Origin of the sequence: Legionella londiniensis, assembly GCF_001467825.1 — a bacterium.
Classification (GTDB): domain Bacteria; phylum Pseudomonadota; class Gammaproteobacteria; order Legionellales; family Legionellaceae; genus Legionella_A; species Legionella_A londiniensis.
The window spans coordinates 394363-416147 of sequence record NZ_LNYK01000016.1; the positions used below are offsets into that span (position 1 = coordinate 394363).

Genomic DNA, 21785 nt, shown 5'->3' on the forward strand with positions numbered 1-21785 from the left:
TTATCCGCGGAATCCAGTGATTTTGAATCAAATGCTGGATCCCGCGAACAAGTCGCGGGACGTGGAACCAGGAGTCAAGTTGACCTCATCTAATTCAAGTTTGATTTTCATGCGTAGGCCCTGTCTATAGATATCCATTGCAGCCTGTATCAAGCTTCATGCGGGTATCCACTGTTTTCTTTTACATGACTCCAATCAATTTTTTAAACTGTTGATTCATTTCAGGCGCATCAAAAAAAGAAAAATCATGGCGCGCATTATGCGCAGGCCGCAGTGCCAGGAAAGCATCTTTCTTATTGCCGGCATTTTTTAATGCTGCCGTTTCTATTGTTGGATTATAGAGATTAAGAATGAAATCCTGCCAGCTATGTTGAGCTAAAGCCTTTGGTTGTTTTGGGCTTTCTTGATGTTTAAATTCCGGGGCGGACAATCCAAAAAACTGATGGATTTGCGCACTGGTTTGGACAACAGCCGCAATTTTGGCCTCAATGCTATGCCCTGCAATATGCGGCGTACAAATTTCGGCAAATTCGACAATACGCTCATCAACCTGAGGTTCTCCCGTGTATACGTCCGTGCAATAGGTAATGGGGGTTTTTGATTGCAGCAGGGCTTCTTCATGCACGATGCTTCCGCGCGCTGCATTGATAATGGCTGCGCCGGGCTTGATTTTAGCGAGAAAGTCCGCATCAATTAAATTGCGGCTGGGGTAAGGCTTGGTATCATGGAGATTTGCATGAATGCATAATAAATCGCAGGAAAACAATGCTTCTTTTGGGTAATAGGTTTCTTTGGGATTTTCTTCTGCCTTGATGGGATCGAAGCGCAGCACTTTGAAACCCAGCGTTCGCAGGCGTTTTGCGACCTCGCTTCCAACTTTTCCAGCCCCGATAATACCGGCTTTTCGCCCAGTAAGTTTTTTTGCCTTATCCAAATGAGCTATTGAGCTTACGACATAATCAGCAACGGCTACAGCATTTGAGCCATGGGCATTAAATAAAGCGATGCCGTTTTTTTTCAAATAATTGCTATCGATATGATCAATTCCGCTGCTTGCGGTAGCAACCGCTTGGAGGGAGGAGCCGTCTATCAGATCTGCTGTAACTTTCAGGGTCGAGCGGCAAAGCAGAACGTCTGCCTTTGGTAATAAGCTTTTCAACTCATCCTCATTTTTGTATCGCTCAAGAATGAGCGGCTTGGGAAATAACGGCCCTAATTCGGGTAAACTGGCATCTGCGAGTACTATCATAGATTAAACAGCATCTTAATGAGTGATAATGACCAATAAAGGGGAGGGCTGAGAATCCAGCCTAATACCCCTGTGATTAACAGGATAATCAAAATTAAAAAGCCGAACGGCTCAATACGAAGATATTGCATAGCCTGCCTCGGAGGCAAAAGTCCGGCCACAATGCGGCTTCCATCCAAAGGAGGAACAGGTATCAGATTTAAAATAGCCAGGACAAGATTGATGATGATACCTGCCTGGGAAGTCAAGAATAAAAATTGCGCAGGCATGGAATTTTGAGGGTTCAGCAAAATTGCCCCTTTTAAGCAAAAAGCCCAAAACAAAGCCATAATAAAATTGGCCCCGGGACCTGCAGCAGTTACAAGAATCATATCTCTTCTTGGGTTTTTTAACTGATTGTAGTTAATCGGTACTGGTTTTGCCCAGCCAAAAACAAACTGAAAGCGGGTTAAAACGCCAATAAGCAGGGGGACTATAACGGTGCCGACGAGATCAACGTGGCGCAAGGGGTTAATGCTTAGCCGGCCAAGCATTTTAGCCGTAGTATCCCCTAATCGGTTGGCTGCCCAGGCATGCGCAGCCTCATGCAGGGTGATAGCCAGTAAAACTGGTATTGCCCATACAGCTATCTTTTGAACAAGAGTCAAAGTCATATAGTTTCTCTAGTTGAAAAATGAAAAATAAGAAGAATAGCTGAGTATTGATACTCAAGACCATCTTTAATATCATGCCCCATATTCTACCCTCAATGCCGATTCTACAGCCAGGGATTAAACATTGCCAAAAATCAATCGCTATCTTTTGCTGACCGTTTTTTCATGTCTTTTATTTTTACCAGGGATAACAAATTTGCCTGTTATTGATAGAGACGAAGCGCATTTTGCCCAGGCAACAAGGCAAATGCTCCAAACCGGCCAGTTTTTTCAAATTCGCTTTCAGGAGAAAACCAGATTTCAAAAACCGCCGGGTATTAATTGGCTGCAGGCTTTAAGTGTGCAAATATTCAGCCATCCCGATGCGGCGCGAATCTGGCCTTATCGCTTGCCTTCAGCACTGGGCGCGCTGCTTTCGGTCTTGCTGACTTTTTTCTTTGCGAAACGGTTTGTCAATCGGCGCGCCGCTCTTGCAGGTTCGGCATTCCTTGCGTCATCAATGCTTTTGGTGATAGAGGCGCATATGGCTGTCATTGATGCTTCCCTGCTCGTTTCGGTAATTTTAATGCAGGGAGCCTTATGGTTTATCTATGATGCCGGCATGAACTCTAAGCCCTTGCATTGGCGATGGCCGCTTTTATTCTGGTTGGCCATGGCTTATGGATTTTTGCTGAAAGGGGTGACGCCTTTGATTGGTTTTCTTTCTGTGTTCACCCTTTGCATTGTAGAGCGCCGCATCGATTGGCTCAAAAATCTTCGCTTTTTCTCAGGTTTTGCTGTATTGATTGCATTCACCCTGATTTGGGTATTGCTGGTTAACGCGGCTGAAGACAGCAATTATCTCATGCAAATGTTTCATAAAGATCTCTTGCCCAAGCTTAAAGGCGGGCACGAATCCCACGGCAAACCTCCCTTGTTCCATCTTGCCTTGCTGCCGCTGACTTTTTGGCCTGCCTCACTTTTTTTATGGCAAGGGATTCGTTATGCCTATTATGAGCGCCGAAGCCCTGTGGTAAAATTTTTATTGGCCTGGATTTTGCCGATATGGCTTTTTTTTGAAATCATGCCCACCAAATTGCCGCAGTATGTTTTGCCCACATTCCCTGCAATAGCATTGCTTTGTGCACTCGCCATAACCACTGACTATGGCAAAGAAAAACCTGGGAAATGGTTGCTTTTTCTACAGGCATTATGGGTTTTGCTGTCTCTTGGGTTAGCGGTAGTCTTTTTAACCTTGCCTTACCTTTTGCTGCATCAGCTTACGCTTGGCGCAATAATTTTATTTATTTTTTTGAGCTTCATGAGTTTTATCTGCGGTTATCTTGCCTCCCACGGCGCATACCGCAAGGCGAGCCTTGGTATTTTGTTGACGGCGGCCATTGCTTTTCCAATTATCTTCTCAGGACTGCTGCCCCGACTTGAGCCCCTCTGGATATCGCGTAATCTGGCTTTACAAATTCCGGAAAACAAAATTTCTAAAGACAATCCCTTGCTGGTGGTCGGTTTTTCTGAGCCGAGCCTTGTGTTTTATCTTAATACCCATCATGTAAAATTTACCGATATCAATACCGCTTTAAGCTTGATGCGGCAAAATAAAGAGGCGCTGTTGCTTGTAGAGCGCGGCAAGTTCATCAAAATGCCTAAGCGGGGGATGGATGTTATAACAAGAATCAAGGGATATAACTACAGCAAGGGAAAAACAGTCAAACTATTACTTATTGGTCAAAATCCACCGGAGGATGATGAATCATGACTCCTTTTCAACGCTTATTTTCTACATTGACAAATCCTTGGGTTGCCACAATATACTGGGGATTCATTGCCATCTCTTTTATTTATTTTGATTTACCGGTGGCGAAATATCTTCATCAATTAGATCTAAGACATAATTTCCCGCTCCTGAACTGGCTGACCAAACTTGGTATTGGCGGCATCTATTTTGTTGGTTTTTTTCTTCTGGGATTATTTTTCCGCTATGTCTATCCCAAAAAACAATGGGAATATAAGGCATGGTTTTTGTGGTTTTGTGTTGTAATACCAAGCACCATCTGTCTTTTTCTGAAAGTGACTTTGGGACGCGCCCGGCCAGGCCTGTATTTTGATGACCAGCTATACGGGTTTTACTGGCTGCAAAAGAATGCGCCTTTTTGGTCTTTTCCTTCAGGGCATACCACAAATATCATGGGCCTTGTTTTTGGTTTAAGCATTATTTTTCCAAGGTTCGGTTACTATTTTATTGTGCCTGGATTTTGTATTACTTTGACTCGGGTTCTGCTGACCCATCATTATTTAAGTGATGTTTTAGCAGCGGCGTATCTTGCCATGTTGGAGATCGGGCTTTTTTATATCTGGCTTAAGCGTAAATATTGGCTGATTGCGAGGACTTGTTATTAGTTCCACTTAGCTTAAGGTGCATGATTCAGAAATTTCGGCTAAATTTTTTTCGATCTGGCGTGTCCGCTCCATACGCCCTGAACGGTCATAGAAAAACATAGCCCTGTTCTCTGGCGAAAACAATTTAGTCACAAGAAGCCTGATGCCAAGCGCAAGCCCAAGCGTGAATACGGCCGCTGCAATATTGATAATTAGAGACTTCGATGTCTCATGCTTCGACATCAAATCATCCTGGCTGTGTAAATGGATTAAAAAATCATCTTTGAAATTTTTTACTGCTTCCTGGCTTGGCGGGTTATTGCCATTGGCAAGCACAAACTCATCAACTTTTTGCTCAAGTTCCTGTGCCAGTTTTATGGCTACTTCACCTTCTATTTCCAGTTGCTCTTTTTTTAAATCCTCGCCATAATTTTTTAAGTCATTTATTTTTAAATATATTTGTTTCATAGCCGTTTGATAATTTGAACGGCAGTTTTCTAACGCCTCTAATGCCTCCTGATGAGAATTGCCTCTTTCAGGCTGAAGTGTTTCGCAGTGCCTGCCTTCTTCTTTTAGTTTGATGATCAAGCGGTTTAAGATAGGCTTGAAATTTAAGCCCGGGAAATGGGCATGGCCAATAAAATTCAAAATCGGCGCTTTGTCTCCTGTTTTGGCAAAGCTTGCCAGTTTTTCTTTTAATTGAGCGATGGCACTTTCTCTTACGCGCCTGTCAGCGCCGCTTAGCCAATCTTTAACAAGATATTTCCGGTTTCTTCTTGCCAGATAGTTATCAAGTTCTTTTGTGGTTGCGGCACACAGTGTATTCCGTAACACAAGATTATTTTTAACCTTAATTTCCCGCTCTAGATCGTTATATTGCCGAATGATTGAACCAAGTTGTTCTTCTCGCTTTTTATTATTCACTAAATGCGGCGATTGCAGTGCGGTTTCAAGATGTTTAAGCTCTGATTGGGTTATGGTGTTAATGAATTCGGTGGCTGAGTCAAGTTGTTTCCTATTGCGGTTAAGTTCGCTATTATCATCAGTAAAGGCAACTTTTCTTACTTCTTGTTCATAAAAGCGAAGTTGAGATGCATAATATTTCAGAACTTTATCTATATGCACATAAATTCCTGAATGACATTTGTCATCTTGTAATTCTTGAAGAGGCTCATTGAATTGCCGGATATCAAATCCATTAGATTGCAGGCGTTCTAATTTGCCTTTAATCAATTCCAGATGATTGCGAAACCTATCATATGCCTGAATTGTTTTTGTAAGCCCTGATGCTTTGGAGCTTCGGTGTTCGGTAGCTGAAGTGATGGCTTTTCTGAGATCTTCAGCCATCATTGCCGCATCCCTCAGCATGTTTTCAATATGTGACGCTTCTTGATTGGTGATGTCATTTCGGACCTTATCAAGGCGTTCCCGGGTACCTGCGTATAATTTTTCACAGTTTGCCTGCAAGGTTTTAAAAGCAGGCTGGTCAGCACATGTTTGTATGCCATCGCTTATTTCGGCAATATAGCTGCCAAGCATTTCCGTATCGGCAAGATGCCTGTCAAGATTTTCTTTAAGGCGCGCATCGCGCTCATGATCTTGGGCGCTAAAATTTTCAAGCTCGTCTAATTGCTGTTCGACTTTTTCATGGAGCTCTAAAAAATCACTTATTTTACTTAAGATCTGTATTTGATGATTGGCGCTGATGATTTGCGATTGATTGTCGTTATGTAATTGTTCATAAGTCTCGTTTTTGCCAGATAAAACCTGCATTTGAATACTTTTTAATTGCCCAAGAGTTGAAGCAATTGAATGAAGTGATTTTTCACTGGCGCGATAAGCTGCTACAACTTCTTTTAAGCTGTTCAAAGCCTTTAATTTCTGATGATATATTTCTAGTTTAAGGGCATACTCTTCGCCGCCATTCACTCCTGTAAATTGGTCGCGCTGCGGTGGGTTGAATTCTTCTACATGGGTTAGTGTATCTTCAAGTCCCTTTTTATCTTCAAGTAGAATATTCATCAGGTTTAAGGCCTGATCCACACCTTCATTGGTCATTAGTTTATTTAGATTAAATATGGATTGTATGCTTCCGGATGGTTGTTTTTTGTGAATCACGGCGGTCAGGATTGAATTTAAATTGGCTTGCGGCTCTTTAAGCAAATCAAGGACATTTTGAGCAAGTCCACGGCACAGATTACAGGCGTCCTCTATTTGCTTTTGCCTCTTTTGTAATGCTTTGGATTCCTCTTCCTTTTCTTGCCGTATTCGTTTAACCAGTTCTGGTTTGCAAGATTCCAGGAGTTGGTTTTGCCTTGCTTTTGTTAATGCCTTTTGAAGCTCAGTTGAAAAGAACTTTAATTGCCTGGAGGCTGATTGCAATCCTTCCTCACATTCAAAACACAATAAACCGCAATTATCTTGATAAATTTTGCAAATCTCTTCTTCAATACCGTCTTCCTTTTGTAATAACAATTTTGGGCAGGGGGCAGGATTTTTAATGTTCTCTCGTATAGCGCTCAATGCATTCTGAATAATTGTTAAAGTTCCCTGGTCTTCCTGCAATGAATTGAGTTGAAACTCCAAGTCCTCGGCGGTGGTTGTAATATCAAATTTTTTTGTAGTGATATTGTGTATTTTTTGAATCAATTCCTTGATTTTTTTGGCATAGTCCTCGGCTTTAATCGTATGCCCTTCAATGACTTCATGTTTCCATCGCTTAATCGCTTCTTTCTCTTCTTTTTTGAGCTGTTGTTGTTTTCGCTGCAGGATTTCTCGTGCTTCTGCTAAATTCTTGATCTGTTCAGCGATTGCTGCCTCAAGTGTTTTCTGCACGTTAATCACTTCGCATGCATTTTCTCCAATGCTCAGTATGGCTTCGGGAAGGGGGGATTGGCCGTAAGAAATATCAAGCTGATTTTGCTCATTTTCTTCGTATTTTTTTTTCAGGTTTTCATGCGTTGAGAAAAGAGAGGATGCATGGCTGGATTGATAGGCTTGCCTTTTTTGTTCAAGCCGGTACACTGCCATGCTAAGCTCATCGAGCAATTGTTCGATGTCTTTATTGAGGGAGTCCAGCGACTCGATTCTATTCTCATTCGAAACCGCGTCCTTACTTGCTTGCTCCATTAGCGTTGTATACCGTTCTTTATAGTCTGCTAATTGATTGGCTAATAAAGAGCGTTCCGCTTGAATGAATTCTTTCATTAACAATGTTTTGCTTATTTCACTTTTAACATATAAACTGCCGCTGTTTTCTTGAAAATAAGTTTTGATTTCTTGCGCTAGAAAATTAAAAGGAAACCTCTTGAATTCCTTGTAGGATCGATCTGCATCAATCCTATGGTTAAAAACTGTATAACAAAATGGTTTTGTTTCATGTTTGATGTGCTTTATTCTTAAGATAGAACTTTCAATTGATTTCGGATTAAAAAATGGAATCAATTCCTGTAATGACTCAGGAAGCTTATCAAGCTCCAGGATAAGCTCTTTGATTAGGTGATATATTTCAGGATGGGTAATTTTAATGTACGGATGGCCATCTAAGAATTTATCGCCAAGGTTTCGAGCGAAAACACCATAATCTTCTTCATCAGGCGGGTTTAAGATATCCGTTTGCAAAAATGCTTGATAATCATATTCTTCAATGCATTTTTCCAATTCTTTTAATAAATGATGATAATTTTCAACTTCCGGTATTTTTTTTAAATAATTCAGATACTCTTTTTTTCTAATTTCCAAGAGCAGATCGGATTTTAAATCCTGAGCCAGTTTTTGAGAATCTACAAAACTACGTATATTTTTAGTGAATAATGATTCCGCATTTTTCACAAATAAAGATAAGAGAAAAACGCGAGGAGAAACGAGGTTATTTGCCTCATCTGCGCAAGATTTTATTTTTAAACCCAAGATTGGGAATTCAGCCAGATATAGTTCACGTCCATTATCGAAGTAACTGACAATATCGGCCAGATTTTTCATAATTTTTTGTATGCAATTCACTTGATGTACCGCATACAACTCTTCAGGAGACAGGTTTGATTTATTTTTATTTAAATTAATTTTTTTTATTGCACTTGAAATTTTGTCAAAAATTTGTCCAAACCGAGAAGACTTAAAAGACACATATTTCATATTTGAGTGAGCAATTTCATTAAATGAGGAAGTATACAGCCTGCACCTTAAGTAAACCTTAATTCCATTATGTATTTTTTTACTGCTGGATGTAAGATGCGTTATAATGATTCATTTTTAATGCGCCAGGTGTCAGGAATGTCATCAAGAGACAAAAATCTTTCTATCATCATCCCTGTATATAATGAAGTCGATAATGTGTCGCGGTTGTACCAGGAAATTGAAGCTGTCCTTACTAAGCTGCCGCTTGATTATGAGGTTATTTTTGTTGATGACGGCAGTACGGATGGTACAAGGGAGCGTTTACAGCATTTAACCAGGCAATATCAAAATTTGCAGGTTGTATCTCATAAGAAAAATTACGGACAAAGTGCCGCTTTGCTGACAGGCGCGCGGGCGGCGCGTCATTTGTTACTTGTAACAATGGATGGAGATGGTCAAAATGATCCGGCAGATATCCCCTTGCTTCTTGAGAACTTGACCGATTTGAATACAATAGTACTGGGAAACCGCAAAAAGCGCGATGACAGCTTGCTGCGCATTCTTTCTTCCCGCATAGGGAACGGCATAAGACAGAAGCTCCTTCATGATGATTGCCCGGATACTGGCTGCAGCCTGAAGCTTTTTACCCGAGAGGCTTTTTTGTCTTTGCCCCATTTCAACCACATGCACCGTTTTTTGCCTGCCTTATTTAAAAGAGCAGGCTATAAACTGATTAATGTCCAGGTTAATCATCGTCCTCGCAGCTTTGGGGTTTCCAAATATGGCGTCATGAACCGTTTATTTGTGGGTATTCATGATTTAATAGGCATGCGGTGGCTTTTGAAACGCCCCTGTGCTCCGGAGGTATGTAACCATGAACATTGATTATATCTGGCTTTCTGTCGGCTTACTGGGACAGGCGATTTTTTCGGCGCGGTTTATTGTCCAGTGGCTGGTCAGCGAAAGGGAAAAACGAAGCGTTATTCCCGTTGCATTCTGGTATCTCAGTTTATGCGGCGGCATTACCTTATTGATTTATTCCATATACAAAAAGGATCCGGTATTTATACTTGGCCAGTCAACAGGGGTTTTAATATATTCCCGAAACTTGCTGTTGATACACAGAGAACGATTGGCGCGTAATGGTAACTTAAAGCAGGCATAAACCTGGCATGGGAAACCCCGTCTAAAATGGGTGGTTTCTGTCTGTGCGGAAAGGTGCGATATGGCGTTAAACCGTCAAAATGCTCTTGGTCGTTTGGCAGGTGAATACAGCGCGCTTGAGGGATGATTTCATATCAATGAATTCTTTCCCTATGCATGATATAGTTTATTTTATTATCAACTGGGATGCCTCAGCCATGAGAATTTTGCCAGGATTCATCCTGCTTGCCTTACTGGTGGTAAGTGCTGCTTTTGCAAGGCATGATATGCCCAATGATGCTGGTTTGGGGATTCAGCTTGCGCGGAATAGCGTTTCAACGCCGGAAATGACAATACAATCCCAACTGCAGGGGAATAAAAAAGACCCTAAGGTGTATGTTGATTTGTTTTTAACCACATCCTGTCCGCATTGTCGGCAGGCCGATGAATTTTTTACCGAGATAGAAAAACAGTTGCCCTGGCTTCAAGTCGACCGATTTTATATCGATAAGGATAAAGCGTCACTTGTTACCTTCGGGGAACGTTTAAGGCAAGAAGGTTCTCAGAATTTTTCGGTTCCGGCTTTTCTTTTTTGCGGATCCCATTGGGTAGGTTTTTCGGAATATGTGGACTCGGGGAAAAGATTATTAGACGCTTTGCATTATTGTCATCAGCAAATTATCAAAGAGGGATTGTTGACATCCGGGACCATTAATGTATTGCGCCAATGGAGTATGGCGAGCCAGTTTAATCTTGATCCGGCAATCACCAAATCTCCTGTAAAATTCATTACTCTTGCGGCGTTCACCGATGCATTTACGCCGTGTTCTTTATTTATATTCGCAGCATTTATAGCATTTCTTTGGCTATATACCGCAAGCAAGCGCGAACAATTAATCTCAGGAACCGCTTTTATCCTGTTTTTGGGTTTCATTCATTATTTAAACCTCGCATTCTTTAAGCGCTATTATTATCTGGTGCCTGAGCTTCGTTATGCTGCGGCCATTGTTGGCGTGCTTATCCTCTTTTTTATTGGTTACTATTATAGAAAAACCGTCCTTCGCGGCGTGCCTGCCAGGGTTTTGCCAGGCCTTTTCTTCATTCCTTTGACAATATTTGCGGTGTACGCCTACCAGCAAAACTGTCTGATGAATGTGGGATTAATGTTTCAACAATGGTTAATCAGACAAAATATTTCCGATGCTGCTGTCGCGATTTCCCAGTTTTATTATCAGCTATTATATGTTTTGCCTTATATCATCTTGCTGATTTTTTATGTCTTCTTAAGCCACAAGCCACGGATTGTTTTATACCATAAGGCGCTCAATATCGCGGGCGCGTTGATTCTTGCGATGATTGCAACCTTATTAATGGTTTATCCGCATTTATTGGCTAATTTTCTGGTTTCCTGCACGATGCTTATTTTTGCTCTGCTCATTGGCTGGTTGATTGCGAGGGTGTATGGAGGAAGATGATCTTGTGTTAAGATTCCTGCCAATTGCTGTTGATGTCGAAGCAGGCAAGATCTATCGCTGGTGCGGCTGCGGCAAGAGTCTTACCCAGCCTTTTTGCGATAGGGCCGATTGCAATCAATCCGTTGTTTTTCAAGCTGCGAATTCAGAGACCATTTACTTCTGCCGATGCAAGGAAACCAAAGATCCGCCCTTCTGCGATGGTTCGCACGCAAAAGTGATGTTTGAGTACCTTAAACAACATCATCATAAATAGCTTGATCTGAAAAGAATCATTTGGGATCATCATCGAAACTGAAGCAGTTAAATATCAAGCATGAGCAAATTAACCGATATTCCAGTAATTGTTGAAAGCGGCCATAAGTACAAAACAAGCCAGGGCATTGTAGCTATTAAAGACGGCATCAAACATCAAAATACTGAAGAGCCCAGGCTTTCCAAGCCAAAATGGCTGCGGATAGTAAATCACACTTCTGCCAACTATTTAAAGGTAAAAGAACAGGTTAAAGAGCATCGGCTGGCGACCGTTTGTGAAGAAGCCAAATGTCCTAATATCGCTGAATGTTGGTCGCACGGCACAGCCACCATCATGCTGATGGGGGAGGTTTGTACCAGAGCATGCCGCTTTTGTTCAGTGGATACCGGAAACCCCCGGGGCTTGCTGGATGAAAAAGAGCCTGAAAATGCCGCTAAAACTGTGTCGCTTATGAATCTTGACTACGTGGTATTAACTTCAGTAAACCGTGATGATTTGCCTGATGGGGGAGCGAAACATTATGCGGATTCTATCCGTGCAATTAAGGCGCTTTGCCCACAAACAAAAGTAGAAGCCCTGACTCCTGATTTTCAGGGAAATCTCAAGGATGTCGCCATGCTCCTGGACAGCGGGGTTGATGTATTTGCGCAAAACGTGGAGACCGTTGAGCGCTTGACTCATCCCGTACGCGACAATCGGGCCGGATACTGGCAAACGCTAAGCGTTTTAAAATTTGCCAAAGAACACCGCCCTGATGTTTTGACCAAAACGAGCCTGATGCTTGGGCTTGGCGAAACGGATGAAGAAATAATTCATACCATGGATGATTTGCGCGCCTCACATGTTGATATTTTGACACTGGGACAATATTTGCAACCAACTAAAAATCATCTGCCGGTAAAGCGTTATGTCACGCCCGAGCAATTTGCAAAATTTCGCGAAATAGGCCTTAAAAAAGGCTTTTTTGAAGTTGCCTCTGGTCCTTTGGTACGCTCAAGCTACCGTGCTGACCGCATATTCAAGCGAGACAATCTGGGCTTATAACAATTTTTTCTCAAGGAAGAACGAATGATCACTTTGCGCAATTGGGTTTTCCCGATTATGGGGAATCATCAATAGCCATAACCTGGCCGGTTTGTTTGCCTCACAGTATTGGCACGGTAACGCGGATAGTCCTGATGTTATTTTTTTGCAAGCACCACATCAATGATATGGCTATCTTCAAAAGGAAAAGTGAAGATTTTGCTGAATAAGCGTTTCAGGCGCTGAAGAAGAAAATTTTTAGGCAGCAAACGAATCGAGAGGCTATTTAAAAACCATGTACCTTCGATGCCAAATAAAGCCAGATCATCAATATTATTAAAAACAACAGGGATGATAATACGCTCATGATCAATCACTTCAAACTGATGCTCTGCAAAAACCTGCATCAATTCTTCCTGTCCCGCAGCCACCGTTGTATTTTTTAGAATAGCCTTATAATAATGCCCGACAATTCGGCTAAGCAGCGATTCATTGGCAATAAATTCAGCCAATTGTTTTTGTGCTAGAGGAAAAGAGTCATAGGTTGTGGTGATTAAAGAAAAATAACCATTCACTCTCGTGAGCAATTTAGCCTGTTTAAAGAGCGTGTTAATAGGAATATAGGCATTGATAAAGTGAGCAAGCACCAAATCTTGGCTGTGGTGGGGAAGGTAGTCGCTTGCTTCAGTGGCGCTTGCTTCTATTGTTTTTAAAGGCAAGAGGTTACGTGCGTGTTTTAACATTTCCGAGGAAACATCAATGCCTGTGAATTCAGCATCGCAAAGCAGCTCGCTTAATTTTTTTAGAAAGGCACCATTCCCAACGCCTAAATCTAAAACCTTGGCATGCGATTTTTGGGGAAGGGGGGTTTTTCTGATCTGCCCAATTGCGCATTCATGACTCTTGCTGATTGAGCCAAAACGATTGGCAACGGCATAATGACCGGCGATTTTATCGTACATGGCCTTTATGGTCATGCAGTTTTTCCAGGTTTGTTCATTCGCTGAGTATAACGTGTATTATGCTTAATGCGAATATCGTTATAATAAAAAAATAATTTAGATTTTTATTATTTCATATTGGCTCAATCTTGACTAAGGCATTGATCAACAATTGTAACCAACGGCCTCTGTGTTTATAATAGCGCGATGTTTATCAACCAGGACGGGTCAGCGGGAGTCCCTATGCAATTCATTGATTTAAAAACCCAAACAAGCCGCATTGAAAGCGAGCTCGTGGCACGTTTTCAAAGTGTGTTGAACCATGGTGCCTATATTATGGGGCCTGAGGTGACGGAGCTTGAAGAGGCATTGGCCAAATTTACCGGCGTTGAGCATGCGCTGGCAGTTGCCAGCGGTACCGATGCCTTATTAATCGCCCTTATGGCGCTTGGCATAGGCGCCGGCGATGAAGTCATTACAACTCCCTTTAGTTTTTTTGCTACCGCTGAAGTAATAGCGCTTTTGGGAGCTAAACCCGTATTTGTGGATATTGACCCAAATACCTATAACATCAATGCCGGCTTAATTGAAGCAGCGATTACTCCGAGAACCAAAGCAATCATGCCTGTGAGCCTCTATGGGCAATGTGCTGATTTTGATGCCATTAATGCAATTGCGGAACGGCATAATTTACCAGTTATTGAAGACGCAGCGCAAAGTTTTGGCGCGACATACAAAGGCCGAAAATCCTGCAGTTTGACAACCATTGGCTGCACAAGCTTTTTCCCCTCAAAGCCTCTGGGGTGTTTTGGCGATGGCGGAGCCTGCTTTACCCATGATGCCGAGCTTGCAAAACGGATGAGTGAAATACGAACTCATGGACAATCAAAGCGTTATTGCCATACCCGCCTTGGCATTAATGGCCGCCTGGATACTTTGCAAGCTGCGGTCTTGTTGGAAAAGCTGGCCATTTTCCCTGAAGAAATTCAATTGCGCGAAAAGGTTGCCGAACGCTATGCAAGGCTGCTTCCTGCCGGTTTAAAAAAGCCTTTTATTGAGTCCCATAACACCAGCGTATTTGCTCAGTACACCATCGAAGTTTCTGACCGTGAGGTAGTGCAGCAAAAATTGCAGGAAAGAGACATTCCCACTGCGGTTCACTATCCAATTGGCCTGCATGAGCAGCCTGTTTTTAAGGAATTATATCCTGAGCCGCAAAGCTTCCCTGTGGCTGAAAAGGCTGCAAGCCGCGTGATGAGCATTCCCATGCATCCTTATTTGACATTAGAAGACCAGCAAAAAATATGCAAAGCACTGGCTGAAGTGCTGATGAGAGAAGCGGAACCAGCTTAAAACAGGATTTGCGCGCCTTGCGTCGCGTTCATTTTACATAAAAAATAAGGGAACATTATGCTAAATAGCTTCATCGAAAAAGTTAATAATAAAGAAGCCATTATTTGTATTGTCGGGTTGGGATATGTAGGTTTGCCGCTCATGCTGCGCTTTGCCGATGTTGGTTATCGGGTTATCGGCATTGATGTGGATGAGCAAAAAAATGCATCCTTAAATCAAGGCAAATCCTATATCCAACATATTCCCTCAAGTGAAATTGCAAAAGTAAAAGGAAGAATCCATGCCACTTCCGACTTCTCTAAAAGCTTTGATGCAGATGCGGTCATTCTTTGCGTACCGACTCCTTTAAACAAATATCGCGAGCCTGATTTAACTTATGTCCTGCAGACTATGGATTCTCTGCTTCCCCATATCCGCAAAGGGCAGCTGATTTCCCTTGAAAGCACAACCTATCCCGGGACGACTGAAGAAGAATTAAAGCCGCGTATAGAAAGTACTGGCCTGACCATCGGTGAAGATGTTTTTCTTGTTTACTCCCCTGAACGCGAAGACCCGGGTAATGCGCACTATACAACGGCAACTATCCCCAAGGTTTGTGGCGGTGATACCCCTAATTGCGCTAAAGCAGGTCATATTTTATATTCCGCTATTATTGAAAAAGTGGTTAAGGTATCTTCGGCCAAAGTCGCTGAAATGACCAAGCTTTTGGAAAACATTCATCGCTCAGTCAACATCGGTCTTGTCAATGAGATGAAAATTCTGGCCGATAAAATGGGCATTGATATTTATGAAGTAATCGATGCGGCAGCGACCAAGCCTTTTGGCTTTGTTCCCTATTATCCGGGGCCTGGAATTGGCGGGCATTGTATTCCTATTGATCCATTTTATCTTACCTGGAAAGCACGTGAATATGGCCTGCATACCCGCTTTATCGAATTAGCCGGCGAAATCAATAGCGCCATGCCCCACTGGGTGGTCAATAAGGTAAGTGATGCGCTCAACAAGAGAGAGCTTGCCATCAAAAACAGTAAAATTTTAATTCTTGGCATCGCATACAAGCGGGATGTGGATGATATGCGCGAATCGCCATCAATTGAGATCATGGAGCTTTTGCAGGAAAAGGGTGCTAAAGTCGCTTATTCTGATCCGCACGTGCCTTTTTTCCCAGCCATGCGCGTGCACCATTTTGACTTGCACAGTGTATCTCTTACAGCAGAAGAATTACGCAATTATGACTGCGTAATCTTGGCCACAGCGCATCGGGCTTTTGACTATTCCCTCATTGCGGCAAATGCAAATCTTATTGTTGATACCAGAGGTGCATTTAAGCAGTTTAAACAGGACAATATTGTGAGTGCCTAAGATGAATAAGACCCCCTGGATTATTAAAGACAGAACAATCAATATTGCATTGGTAGGCTGCGGGCGCATTTCCAAAAATCATCTGCAGGCCATAGAGCAGCATAAAAACCGCCTAAACCTGACCGCTGTATGCGACACGGACAGGGAAGCCTTACGAAAAGCAGCAGATGAATATGGCGTTGATGCTTATAGCAACCTTGATGAGATGCTTCGCTTTGTCAATGCTGATATCGTGACCGTATGTACGCCAAGCGGGCTTCATCCCATACAAACAATGAAGATTGCAGAATCCGGACGCCATGTGATCACTGAAAAGCCTATGGCGACGCGTTGGCAGGACGGGCTTAACATGGTCAATGCCTGTGATGAAGCGGGTGTTCGTCTTTTTGTGGTAAAGCAAAACCGCATGAATGCAACGCTAAAACTTTTAAAAAATGCGATTGATGAAGGACGCTTTGGGCGCATTTATATGGCCAATATCAATGTGTTCTGGACAAGGCCACAGGATTATTATGACCAAGGCGGCGGTTGGCGTGGTACCTGGGAGCTGGATGGCGGCGCCTTTATGAATCAGGCCAGCCATTATATTGATTTAATTCACTGGCTTTTAGGCCCGGTACAATCCGTTCAGGCCATGATGGGAACTCTAGCAAGAAAAATTCAGGCAGAAGATTCAGGCGTTTTAAACATCCGCTGGCGAAATGGCGCTATGGGATCTGTGAGTGTCACCATGCTGACTTATCCTAAAAATTTTGAAGGCTCAATTACCATCCTCGGTGAAAAAGGCACGGTTAGAGTCGGCGGTTTGGCAGTTAATGAGATTCAGCACTGGGAATTTGCCGACAAGCGCCCCGAAGATGAGCAAATTCAAAATGCCAGTTATGAGACAACTTCTGTATACGGGTTTGGCCATCCGCTCTATTACGATAATGTCATCAACTGCCTGCAAGGCAAGGAAACCGCTCTGGTTGACGGCCGCGAAGGATTAACCTCGCTGGAGCTTCTGATTGCCGCCTATCGCGCCGCTCGCGATAACCAGACTGTGCATTTACCTTTGGAGTTATAAGATGACATCATACCAGGCACACGAATCAGCTATCATCGATGCGGGTGCGCAAATAGGGCAGGGCACGCGCATTTGGCACTGGGTGCATGTGAGCAGTGGGGCGAAAATTGGTGAGCGTTGCAGTTTGGGACAGAATGTGTACGTCGGTAACCGGGTGGTGATCGGCAATAATGTGAAAATTCAAAATAATGTTTCGGTTTATGATAACGTTACTTTGGAAGATGATGTGTTCTGCGGCCCAAGCATGGTATTTACCAATGTATACAATCCGCGCTCTGCAGTATCCCGCAAAGACGAGTACCGAAATACGCTTGTCAAGCAAGGTGCGACGCTGGGTGCAAATTGTACGATTGTTTGCGGTATCACCATCGGCAAATATGCGTTTATTGGCGCAGGTGCTGTGGTTAATCGCGATGTGCCTGATTATGCGCTCATGGTTGGCGTGCCGGCACGGCAAATCGGCTGGATGAGTGAATTTGGCGAACAGTTGGATTTGCCGTTACAAGGCATTGCTGAAACAGTTTGTACTCATACAGGGTTAAAATATAAGCTGAATCAGCAGCAGATAATACGTGAATAAGCGGCTTTGCTGGCATTAGTGCAGCCTACGCATAATGCGGGAACCAGAAAGCAAAAATCCCAGATTACGACTTCGTCTAATCTGGGTTACTGATCTATTACGTGCTGGGCAACATTCTCTGGATTTTGTAATACTATCAAACAATAATCCTCCCTATATTTATAAAGGGGGGATTAAGTTTTTAAACCAGTGACAAGTGCAGTGACTAAGCATTACTTATTTTTATTTGCCCAGTAAACTTTCCAAAAACACCCTTGCCCAAATATATTTCATATTCTGGGATATCTTTAAGTATTTTGGGATCAATTGAAGTTGATGCAATTTTCTTCCCATCTTGCCAGATGGCCATCTCATTCCCCTGGGCAACAAATTTAAGCTTAACAGGCTCATCTTTCCAAACAAACCCACCTACTATGCTACCTGGCATCTTTAGCCGGTGGAGTGCTCCGTATTCATCACGTTTACTTTTGCTTATTAAGCTAAATTTATATTTATCAATTGTATTTTCCCCAGTTTTCCAGGAAGTACCCATGAGCAGGCTATCCCCAAAGGGAATCATTGACGTAATTCTCTGGCCAAGCTGGTTACGTGTTGCTCCACTTGCGCTAGCTTCTTGCTCATAGGGATGAATTGGATTCATGGTCACTGAAGGTGATTTAAAAAGGCGGCCCATTGCTATCCATTTATTGGTATCGGGATCAAGGCGCCATAATTCAGCCCAAGGCCATACGCCTGCAAAAAGTTCGCCGCGATAAATTGCAGTTGTTTGTAATTCTCTGGCGCTAGGTGATGCATTTTCCGGAACTGGAGGCCAATTTTGGTGCGTGATAATATTTTTGCCATCATATTCAAGTAAAAAACCGCTTGGATATTGTCCCATCAGAAGGCGGTTATTATAGGTAATCATGGAGTATACTTGATAACTATTACCATCAGGATTTCGCAGGATTTTCCATTTTTTATTCTTAAATGAATAAATTCCGCCAGTGTTGGTGCACGCCACCACTTCACTATTTAATTGCCCATTACTGTAAATCAGTGAAAATCTCTTTGTGTTTAATGTAATTGCGCGTTCAATGCTGGGAAGAGATTCTGAATAGGGAGTCCAAGGAATGGCAATGAGCGAGGCATTTTTCTTTGAATGACGAGAAAGAAAAATATGTCCCTGAGCGTAGTATGAAAATTTGTATTCTTCATCATTTTTCTTAGACTCAGAGAGATCGAGGATAATTTTTTCATCATACAGTAACTTGTCATCTTGGAATGTAAGCGTTTTCCCTCTTAGGGTATAGATATTGTTCGATCCCTGCCTTAGATGTGTTTGTTCATCCACCCACGATTTACTTTTTTTATCAAATACAAGATCATCATGTTGAAAATATGCCATGCGAAGGTTGTTATTGATGCTATATAAATAACTCTGGGCATACATGTTTGAAGGCCTTGGAAAAGTTGAGAGTTTATGCTGCTTTTTAAATTTTTGAGTCCGTATAAAAAACTGCATTTGATACCGATCATTCTGAAAACGTGTATTATAGGTTGCCGGAAAACCTGCGCCGAACAGCAACTTGCCAGTTTTGACATCCCGCGCTTCAAAAAACGTGCCGAAATTTTGACCGAGATCCTGGCCAAAATTAACATCTACTTCAACAGTAATTTTATTAGAGCTTTGTGTGGATTCAATGTTATGACTAAAAGAAAGAACAGGGCTAAATATGAGACATATCGGTAATATTATTTTTTTCATATTTCCTTAACTCCATGGTGAAAAATCCAAATTGATTATTCAATACTAAATCATTCATATCGCGAAGGCTGGAATCCATAGCTCAGCTTCATTCCACACTTCGCTAAAGATGGATTCTCGCAGGGGCGACAAAATGGAGAGCATCAGGGTTTACCTGGGTTTGAGACAAACTGCCTTATAGCGCAAATTCAATTAGCTTTTTCCAAAATGATACCAATTAAATGCCTTAGATCCCCGGATCGTATATTTGTGCAAACTCTTGATGCGTTGTAATTATTAAAACTTTTTTTAATCCTTTGAAGAATTCTGTCAAAAGAAAATGGCTGTAAAAACCAGGCTGCCATGCACTCCGGGAACATCCACTTGTATAATAGATTTTTTTCATACTCAGTTTTTTCAGTGAAAGCTTTGTCCAATACAAATAAATCAATCATAGCTTGGGGAAGATTCATGCCTGCCTCAACGGTTAATCGTGTTGTTCCCCATATTTTGGGGTTGATTTCAAGCAAATAGTACTGGTTGTCCTTTGTTTTAATAAAATCAAAAAGAGCAGGCCCATTCCATTTGAGTTCCCTAATTAAGCCCTTGGCATATTCCATCATTTCTGGTTCATACGTGGTCAGGTTGATGATGCCGCCGCCGCCAAAATCCCGAAGCGTCATCACGCGCTGTTGGCTCAGCATCATGGCTGGTTTTCCCTCGTATGCGCAGAGGGCAACATCATGCAAACTGCCCTGGATGACTTCTTGAATAATGTATGGCTCATGAATATCAGAGCCTGGATCTTGAAAGCCAGTTAATTTATCAATTGAGGCTTGAAATTCACTGATTGTATTAAAAAATAAAACTCCATGAGACGCGTAGGAAATTCTCGGTTTTGCAATTATTGGAAAGCTCAGTTGTTTAATTTCTTCGATGGTTTCAGGTTTGTTTGCAAATAAAACGGTTTTAGGAACTGGTATACCTATTTTTTTACATAAATTGTAAGTTTCCCATTTGTCTGTTAATTGGCTGAATGTGTCATAATCCTCTACAAGAATTCTGGCTTTAACTTGGTTTTGCAAGTCTTTTTTAAAATAGGAAAGATAATTTGTCGCAGTTGTACCGGTGGGGAAAATGGCATCAATTTTGTGCCGGTTACAAATTTTAATTAAATCTTGAAAAAATTGGTTCTTGTCTTCCGCGGGATTGGCATATTCTTCTATCTGGGAGAGCCGTTTGCTGTAAAATAGATTTTTTTGCATCCATTTTCGGTAACCTTTGCTGTGGTTCACACCGCCTATAATGGTATAACTGGAATCAATACTGTTAATGACAGCAAGGGCATTACGACTAAAGCAGTTTAAAATTAAAATTTTCATGATGTCCCTTTTCGTAGTTTTGCAGGTATTTTAGGTAAAATTTCGTTTGGTTTTTCAAACAGGCTGTTGTATTAATTGTTTAATGCTTAGATTTATCCATTTCTAATTGTTTTGACTGGTATATAGTTTTGTTTTATCCATTTTGGATATTGATTCACTGCCAGATAATTTTTTTCTTCTTTTCCTCGAAAAATTCGACCGCGCGTATAAAGGTAAACATATAAGTTATTTGGAAGTATTAATTTGGCGTTATCTATGCGATCCACATCTGGAATGTAAGGAAATAAATGGTAATCAATCTGTTGATTAAGGCTCTGGTTTAGAAAATTTTGATTGGTTTGCCTGGTATAAAAATTAAAAGTTGGGTCAAAAATATAATTTTGGCCATCGATACTTGCCTCTATATAGACATGATCGCCTGTGCCTACCTGTTTTGCCGGTATCCCGGTAGAATTAAATAACATGTAGAGCAGCATTGCATAATCTTTACAATCTCCATGCTCTGCTTTAAGGTAAGTCTCAGGATGCATGTTCTGTTGATTTTCCCTTGCGTTGCGATGCCCTTTGGGACTGGAAACATATTCGTGGTAAAGGTTATGCACTGTATTCATTAAATAAATTCCTTTGGATAAATTTCCATCTATATGCCATGTGGAATTTAAATGATCTTTGTAAATATCATATTGCCTGATAGCCGAGTTTTTTAAATCTTCCCAGGTTTTTTCCTGGAAAGTAAATATCTTGTGCTTGTTAAAGATTTCAGGATATTCAGGAAAATACGCATATGAGTAAATACGCAGGTTTGCTGTTGCATCTACCAGTCTATTTTCAATGTATGCACCGCGCTCTCGTTCTTCGATAACGCGATTAACTTCTGACTTCCAGTAGGCAATTTTATCTTCATAATTCGAGTCAGGTTGGGAGGTATACAATTTTTTTATTAAATCTTTATTGAAGGTGAAAATGGCAAAACTAATGAACAGCAATGTTATTAGTAATAATAATAAATTCTTTTTCAATTTTATATCCATAACCGCCTTAAGGCTTTGAGAAAATGATTGATGCAATGATTAAAAAATATATTTAGCAG

General features: G+C 41.7%; 18 protein-coding genes. 11 read left to right on the top strand and 7 right to left on the bottom strand.

Going from position 1 to position 21785, the window contains the following annotated elements:
- Positions 1 to 181 precede the first annotated feature (181 nt).
- A complete protein-coding gene (locus Llon_RS07580) occupies positions 182 to 1249 on the bottom strand; it encodes a 4-phosphoerythronate dehydrogenase (protein ID WP_058529445.1) in 1068 nt (355 codons plus the stop codon).
- On the bottom strand, positions 1246 to 1902 hold the full coding sequence (locus Llon_RS07585; RefSeq protein ID WP_058529446.1) for a site-2 protease family protein: 657 nt from the start codon (positions 1900 to 1902) through the stop codon (positions 1246 to 1248). Before Llon_RS07585 ends, Llon_RS07580 begins: the two co-directional genes overlap by 4 nt.
- Positions 1903 to 2026: 124 nt before the next feature.
- On the opposite strand from Llon_RS07585, the gene Llon_RS07590 reads away from it, so the two are divergent.
- Positions 2027 to 3655: an ArnT family glycosyltransferase gene (locus tag Llon_RS07590; RefSeq protein ID WP_058529447.1), complete on the top strand. Its 1629-nt coding sequence runs from the start codon at positions 2027 to 2029 to the stop codon at positions 3653 to 3655.
- A complete protein-coding gene (locus Llon_RS07595; protein ID WP_058529448.1) occupies positions 3652 to 4296 on the top strand; it encodes a phosphatase PAP2 family protein in 645 nt (214 codons plus the stop codon). Before Llon_RS07590 ends, Llon_RS07595 begins: the two co-directional genes overlap by 4 nt.
- A 6-nt stretch (positions 4297 to 4302) precedes the next feature.
- Here the strand turns inward: Llon_RS07595 and Llon_RS07600 are convergent, their stop codons facing one another.
- Positions 4303 to 8256, bottom strand: a complete 3954-nt coding sequence (locus tag Llon_RS07600; protein WP_131754653.1) for a hypothetical protein — start codon at positions 8254 to 8256, stop codon at positions 4303 to 4305.
- A gap of 249 nt (positions 8257 to 8505) precedes the next feature.
- On the opposite strand from Llon_RS07600, the gene Llon_RS07605 reads away from it, so the two are divergent.
- The 5 genes from Llon_RS07605 to lipA all read left to right on the top strand — a co-directional run bounded on the left by Llon_RS07605 (position 8506) and on the right by lipA (position 12306).
- Complete coding sequence (locus Llon_RS07605) at positions 8506 to 9276, top strand: glycosyltransferase family 2 protein (protein ID WP_237758285.1); 771 nt, start codon at positions 8506 to 8508, stop codon at positions 9274 to 9276.
- Complete coding sequence (locus Llon_RS07610; RefSeq protein WP_058529450.1) at positions 9266 to 9556, top strand: lipid-A-disaccharide synthase N-terminal domain-containing protein; 291 nt, start codon at positions 9266 to 9268, stop codon at positions 9554 to 9556. The genes Llon_RS07605 and Llon_RS07610 overlap by 11 nt, the downstream gene beginning before the upstream one ends.
- A 151-nt stretch (positions 9557 to 9707) precedes the next feature.
- A complete protein-coding gene (locus tag Llon_RS07615) occupies positions 9708 to 11009 on the top strand; it encodes a glutaredoxin family protein (RefSeq protein ID WP_131754652.1) in 1302 nt (433 codons plus the stop codon).
- Positions 10996 to 11262: a CDGSH iron-sulfur domain-containing protein gene (locus tag Llon_RS07620; protein ID WP_058529452.1), complete on the top strand. Its 267-nt coding sequence runs from the start codon at positions 10996 to 10998 to the stop codon at positions 11260 to 11262. Before Llon_RS07615 ends, Llon_RS07620 begins: the two co-directional genes overlap by 14 nt.
- 60 nt (positions 11263 to 11322) lie before the next feature.
- On the top strand, positions 11323 to 12306 hold the full coding sequence (gene lipA, locus Llon_RS07625) for a lipoyl synthase (protein WP_058529453.1): 984 nt from the start codon (positions 11323 to 11325) through the stop codon (positions 12304 to 12306).
- A 137-nt stretch (positions 12307 to 12443) separates the two neighbouring features.
- Here the strand turns inward: lipA and Llon_RS07630 are convergent, their stop codons facing one another.
- Positions 12444 to 13262, bottom strand: a complete 819-nt coding sequence (locus Llon_RS07630; protein ID WP_058529454.1) for a class I SAM-dependent methyltransferase — start codon at positions 13260 to 13262, stop codon at positions 12444 to 12446.
- Positions 13263 to 13469: 207 nt separating this feature from the next.
- Between Llon_RS07630 and Llon_RS07635 the strand changes: the two genes are divergently transcribed.
- The 4 genes from Llon_RS07635 to Llon_RS07650 are packed head-to-tail and all read left to right on the top strand — an operon-like array spanning position 13470 to position 17587.
- Positions 13470 to 14579 (top strand): DegT/DnrJ/EryC1/StrS family aminotransferase, encoded by a 1110-nt coding sequence (locus Llon_RS07635; protein ID WP_058529455.1) that lies wholly within the window; start codon positions 13470 to 13472, stop codon positions 14577 to 14579.
- A gap of 57 nt (positions 14580 to 14636) precedes the next feature.
- Positions 14637 to 15941 (top strand): nucleotide sugar dehydrogenase, encoded by a 1305-nt coding sequence (locus tag Llon_RS07640; protein ID WP_058529456.1) that lies wholly within the window; start codon positions 14637 to 14639, stop codon positions 15939 to 15941.
- A 1-nt stretch (position 15942) separates the two neighbouring features.
- Complete coding sequence (locus Llon_RS07645; protein ID WP_058529457.1) at positions 15943 to 17007, top strand: Gfo/Idh/MocA family protein; 1065 nt, start codon at positions 15943 to 15945, stop codon at positions 17005 to 17007.
- Between the two features lies 1 nt (position 17008).
- Positions 17009 to 17587 carry an acyltransferase gene (locus Llon_RS07650; protein WP_058529458.1) on the top strand — a complete coding sequence of 193 codons (579 nt, stop codon included), beginning with the start codon at positions 17009 to 17011 and terminating at the stop codon, positions 17585 to 17587.
- A gap of 205 nt (positions 17588 to 17792) precedes the next feature.
- Here the strand turns inward: Llon_RS07650 and Llon_RS07655 are convergent, their stop codons facing one another.
- The 3 genes from Llon_RS07655 to Llon_RS07665 form a co-directional block, all read right to left on the bottom strand.
- Entirely contained in the window at positions 17793 to 19334 is a 1542-nt protein-coding gene (locus tag Llon_RS07655; protein WP_058529459.1) for a Kelch repeat-containing protein, read from the bottom strand.
- Positions 19335 to 19522: 188 nt separating this feature from the next.
- Positions 19523 to 20695 carry an ATP-grasp domain-containing protein gene (locus Llon_RS07660; RefSeq protein ID WP_058529460.1) on the bottom strand — a complete coding sequence of 391 codons (1173 nt, stop codon included), beginning with the start codon at positions 20693 to 20695 and terminating at the stop codon, positions 19523 to 19525.
- A 92-nt stretch (positions 20696 to 20787) separates the two neighbouring features.
- Positions 20788 to 21714: a transglutaminase domain-containing protein gene (locus Llon_RS07665; protein WP_162261948.1), complete on the bottom strand. Its 927-nt coding sequence runs from the start codon at positions 21712 to 21714 to the stop codon at positions 20788 to 20790.
- Positions 21715 to 21785: the final 71 nt, after the last annotated feature.

Bases quoted from the DNA above. Each gene is read 5' to 3' on its own strand.
- Llon_RS07580 (WP_058529445.1), bottom strand. From the start codon at position 1,249: ATGATAGTACTCGCAGATGCCAGTTTACCCGAATTAGGGCCGTTATTT.
- Llon_RS07585 (WP_058529446.1), bottom strand. From the start codon at position 1,902: ATGACTTTGACTCTTGTTCAAAAGATAGCTGTATGGGCAATACCAGTT.
- Llon_RS07595 (WP_058529448.1), top strand. From the start codon at position 3,652: ATGACTCCTTTTCAACGCTTATTTTCTACATTGACAAATCCTTGGGTT.
- Llon_RS07600 (WP_131754653.1), bottom strand. From the start codon at position 8,256: ATGAAAAATCTGGCCGATATTGTCAGTTACTTCGATAATGGACGTGAA.
- Llon_RS07605 (WP_237758285.1), top strand. From the start codon at position 8,506: ATGCGTTATAATGATTCATTTTTAATGCGCCAGGTGTCAGGAATGTCA.
- Llon_RS07610 (WP_058529450.1), top strand. From the start codon at position 9,266: ATGAACATTGATTATATCTGGCTTTCTGTCGGCTTACTGGGACAGGCG.
- Llon_RS07615 (WP_131754652.1), top strand. From the start codon at position 9,708: ATGCATGATATAGTTTATTTTATTATCAACTGGGATGCCTCAGCCATG.
- Llon_RS07620 (WP_058529452.1), top strand. From the start codon at position 10,996: ATGGAGGAAGATGATCTTGTGTTAAGATTCCTGCCAATTGCTGTTGAT.
- lipA (WP_058529453.1), top strand. From the start codon at position 11,323: ATGAGCAAATTAACCGATATTCCAGTAATTGTTGAAAGCGGCCATAAG.
- Llon_RS07630 (WP_058529454.1), bottom strand. From the start codon at position 13,262: ATGACCATAAAGGCCATGTACGATAAAATCGCCGGTCATTATGCCGTT.
- Llon_RS07635 (WP_058529455.1), top strand. From the start codon at position 13,470: ATGCAATTCATTGATTTAAAAACCCAAACAAGCCGCATTGAAAGCGAG.
- Llon_RS07640 (WP_058529456.1), top strand. From the start codon at position 14,637: ATGCTAAATAGCTTCATCGAAAAAGTTAATAATAAAGAAGCCATTATT.
- Llon_RS07645 (WP_058529457.1), top strand. From the start codon at position 15,943: ATGAATAAGACCCCCTGGATTATTAAAGACAGAACAATCAATATTGCA.
- Llon_RS07650 (WP_058529458.1), top strand. From the start codon at position 17,009: ATGACATCATACCAGGCACACGAATCAGCTATCATCGATGCGGGTGCG.
- Llon_RS07655 (WP_058529459.1), bottom strand. From the start codon at position 19,334: ATGAAAAAAATAATATTACCGATATGTCTCATATTTAGCCCTGTTCTT.
- Llon_RS07660 (WP_058529460.1), bottom strand. From the start codon at position 20,695: ATGAAAATTTTAATTTTAAACTGCTTTAGTCGTAATGCCCTTGCTGTC.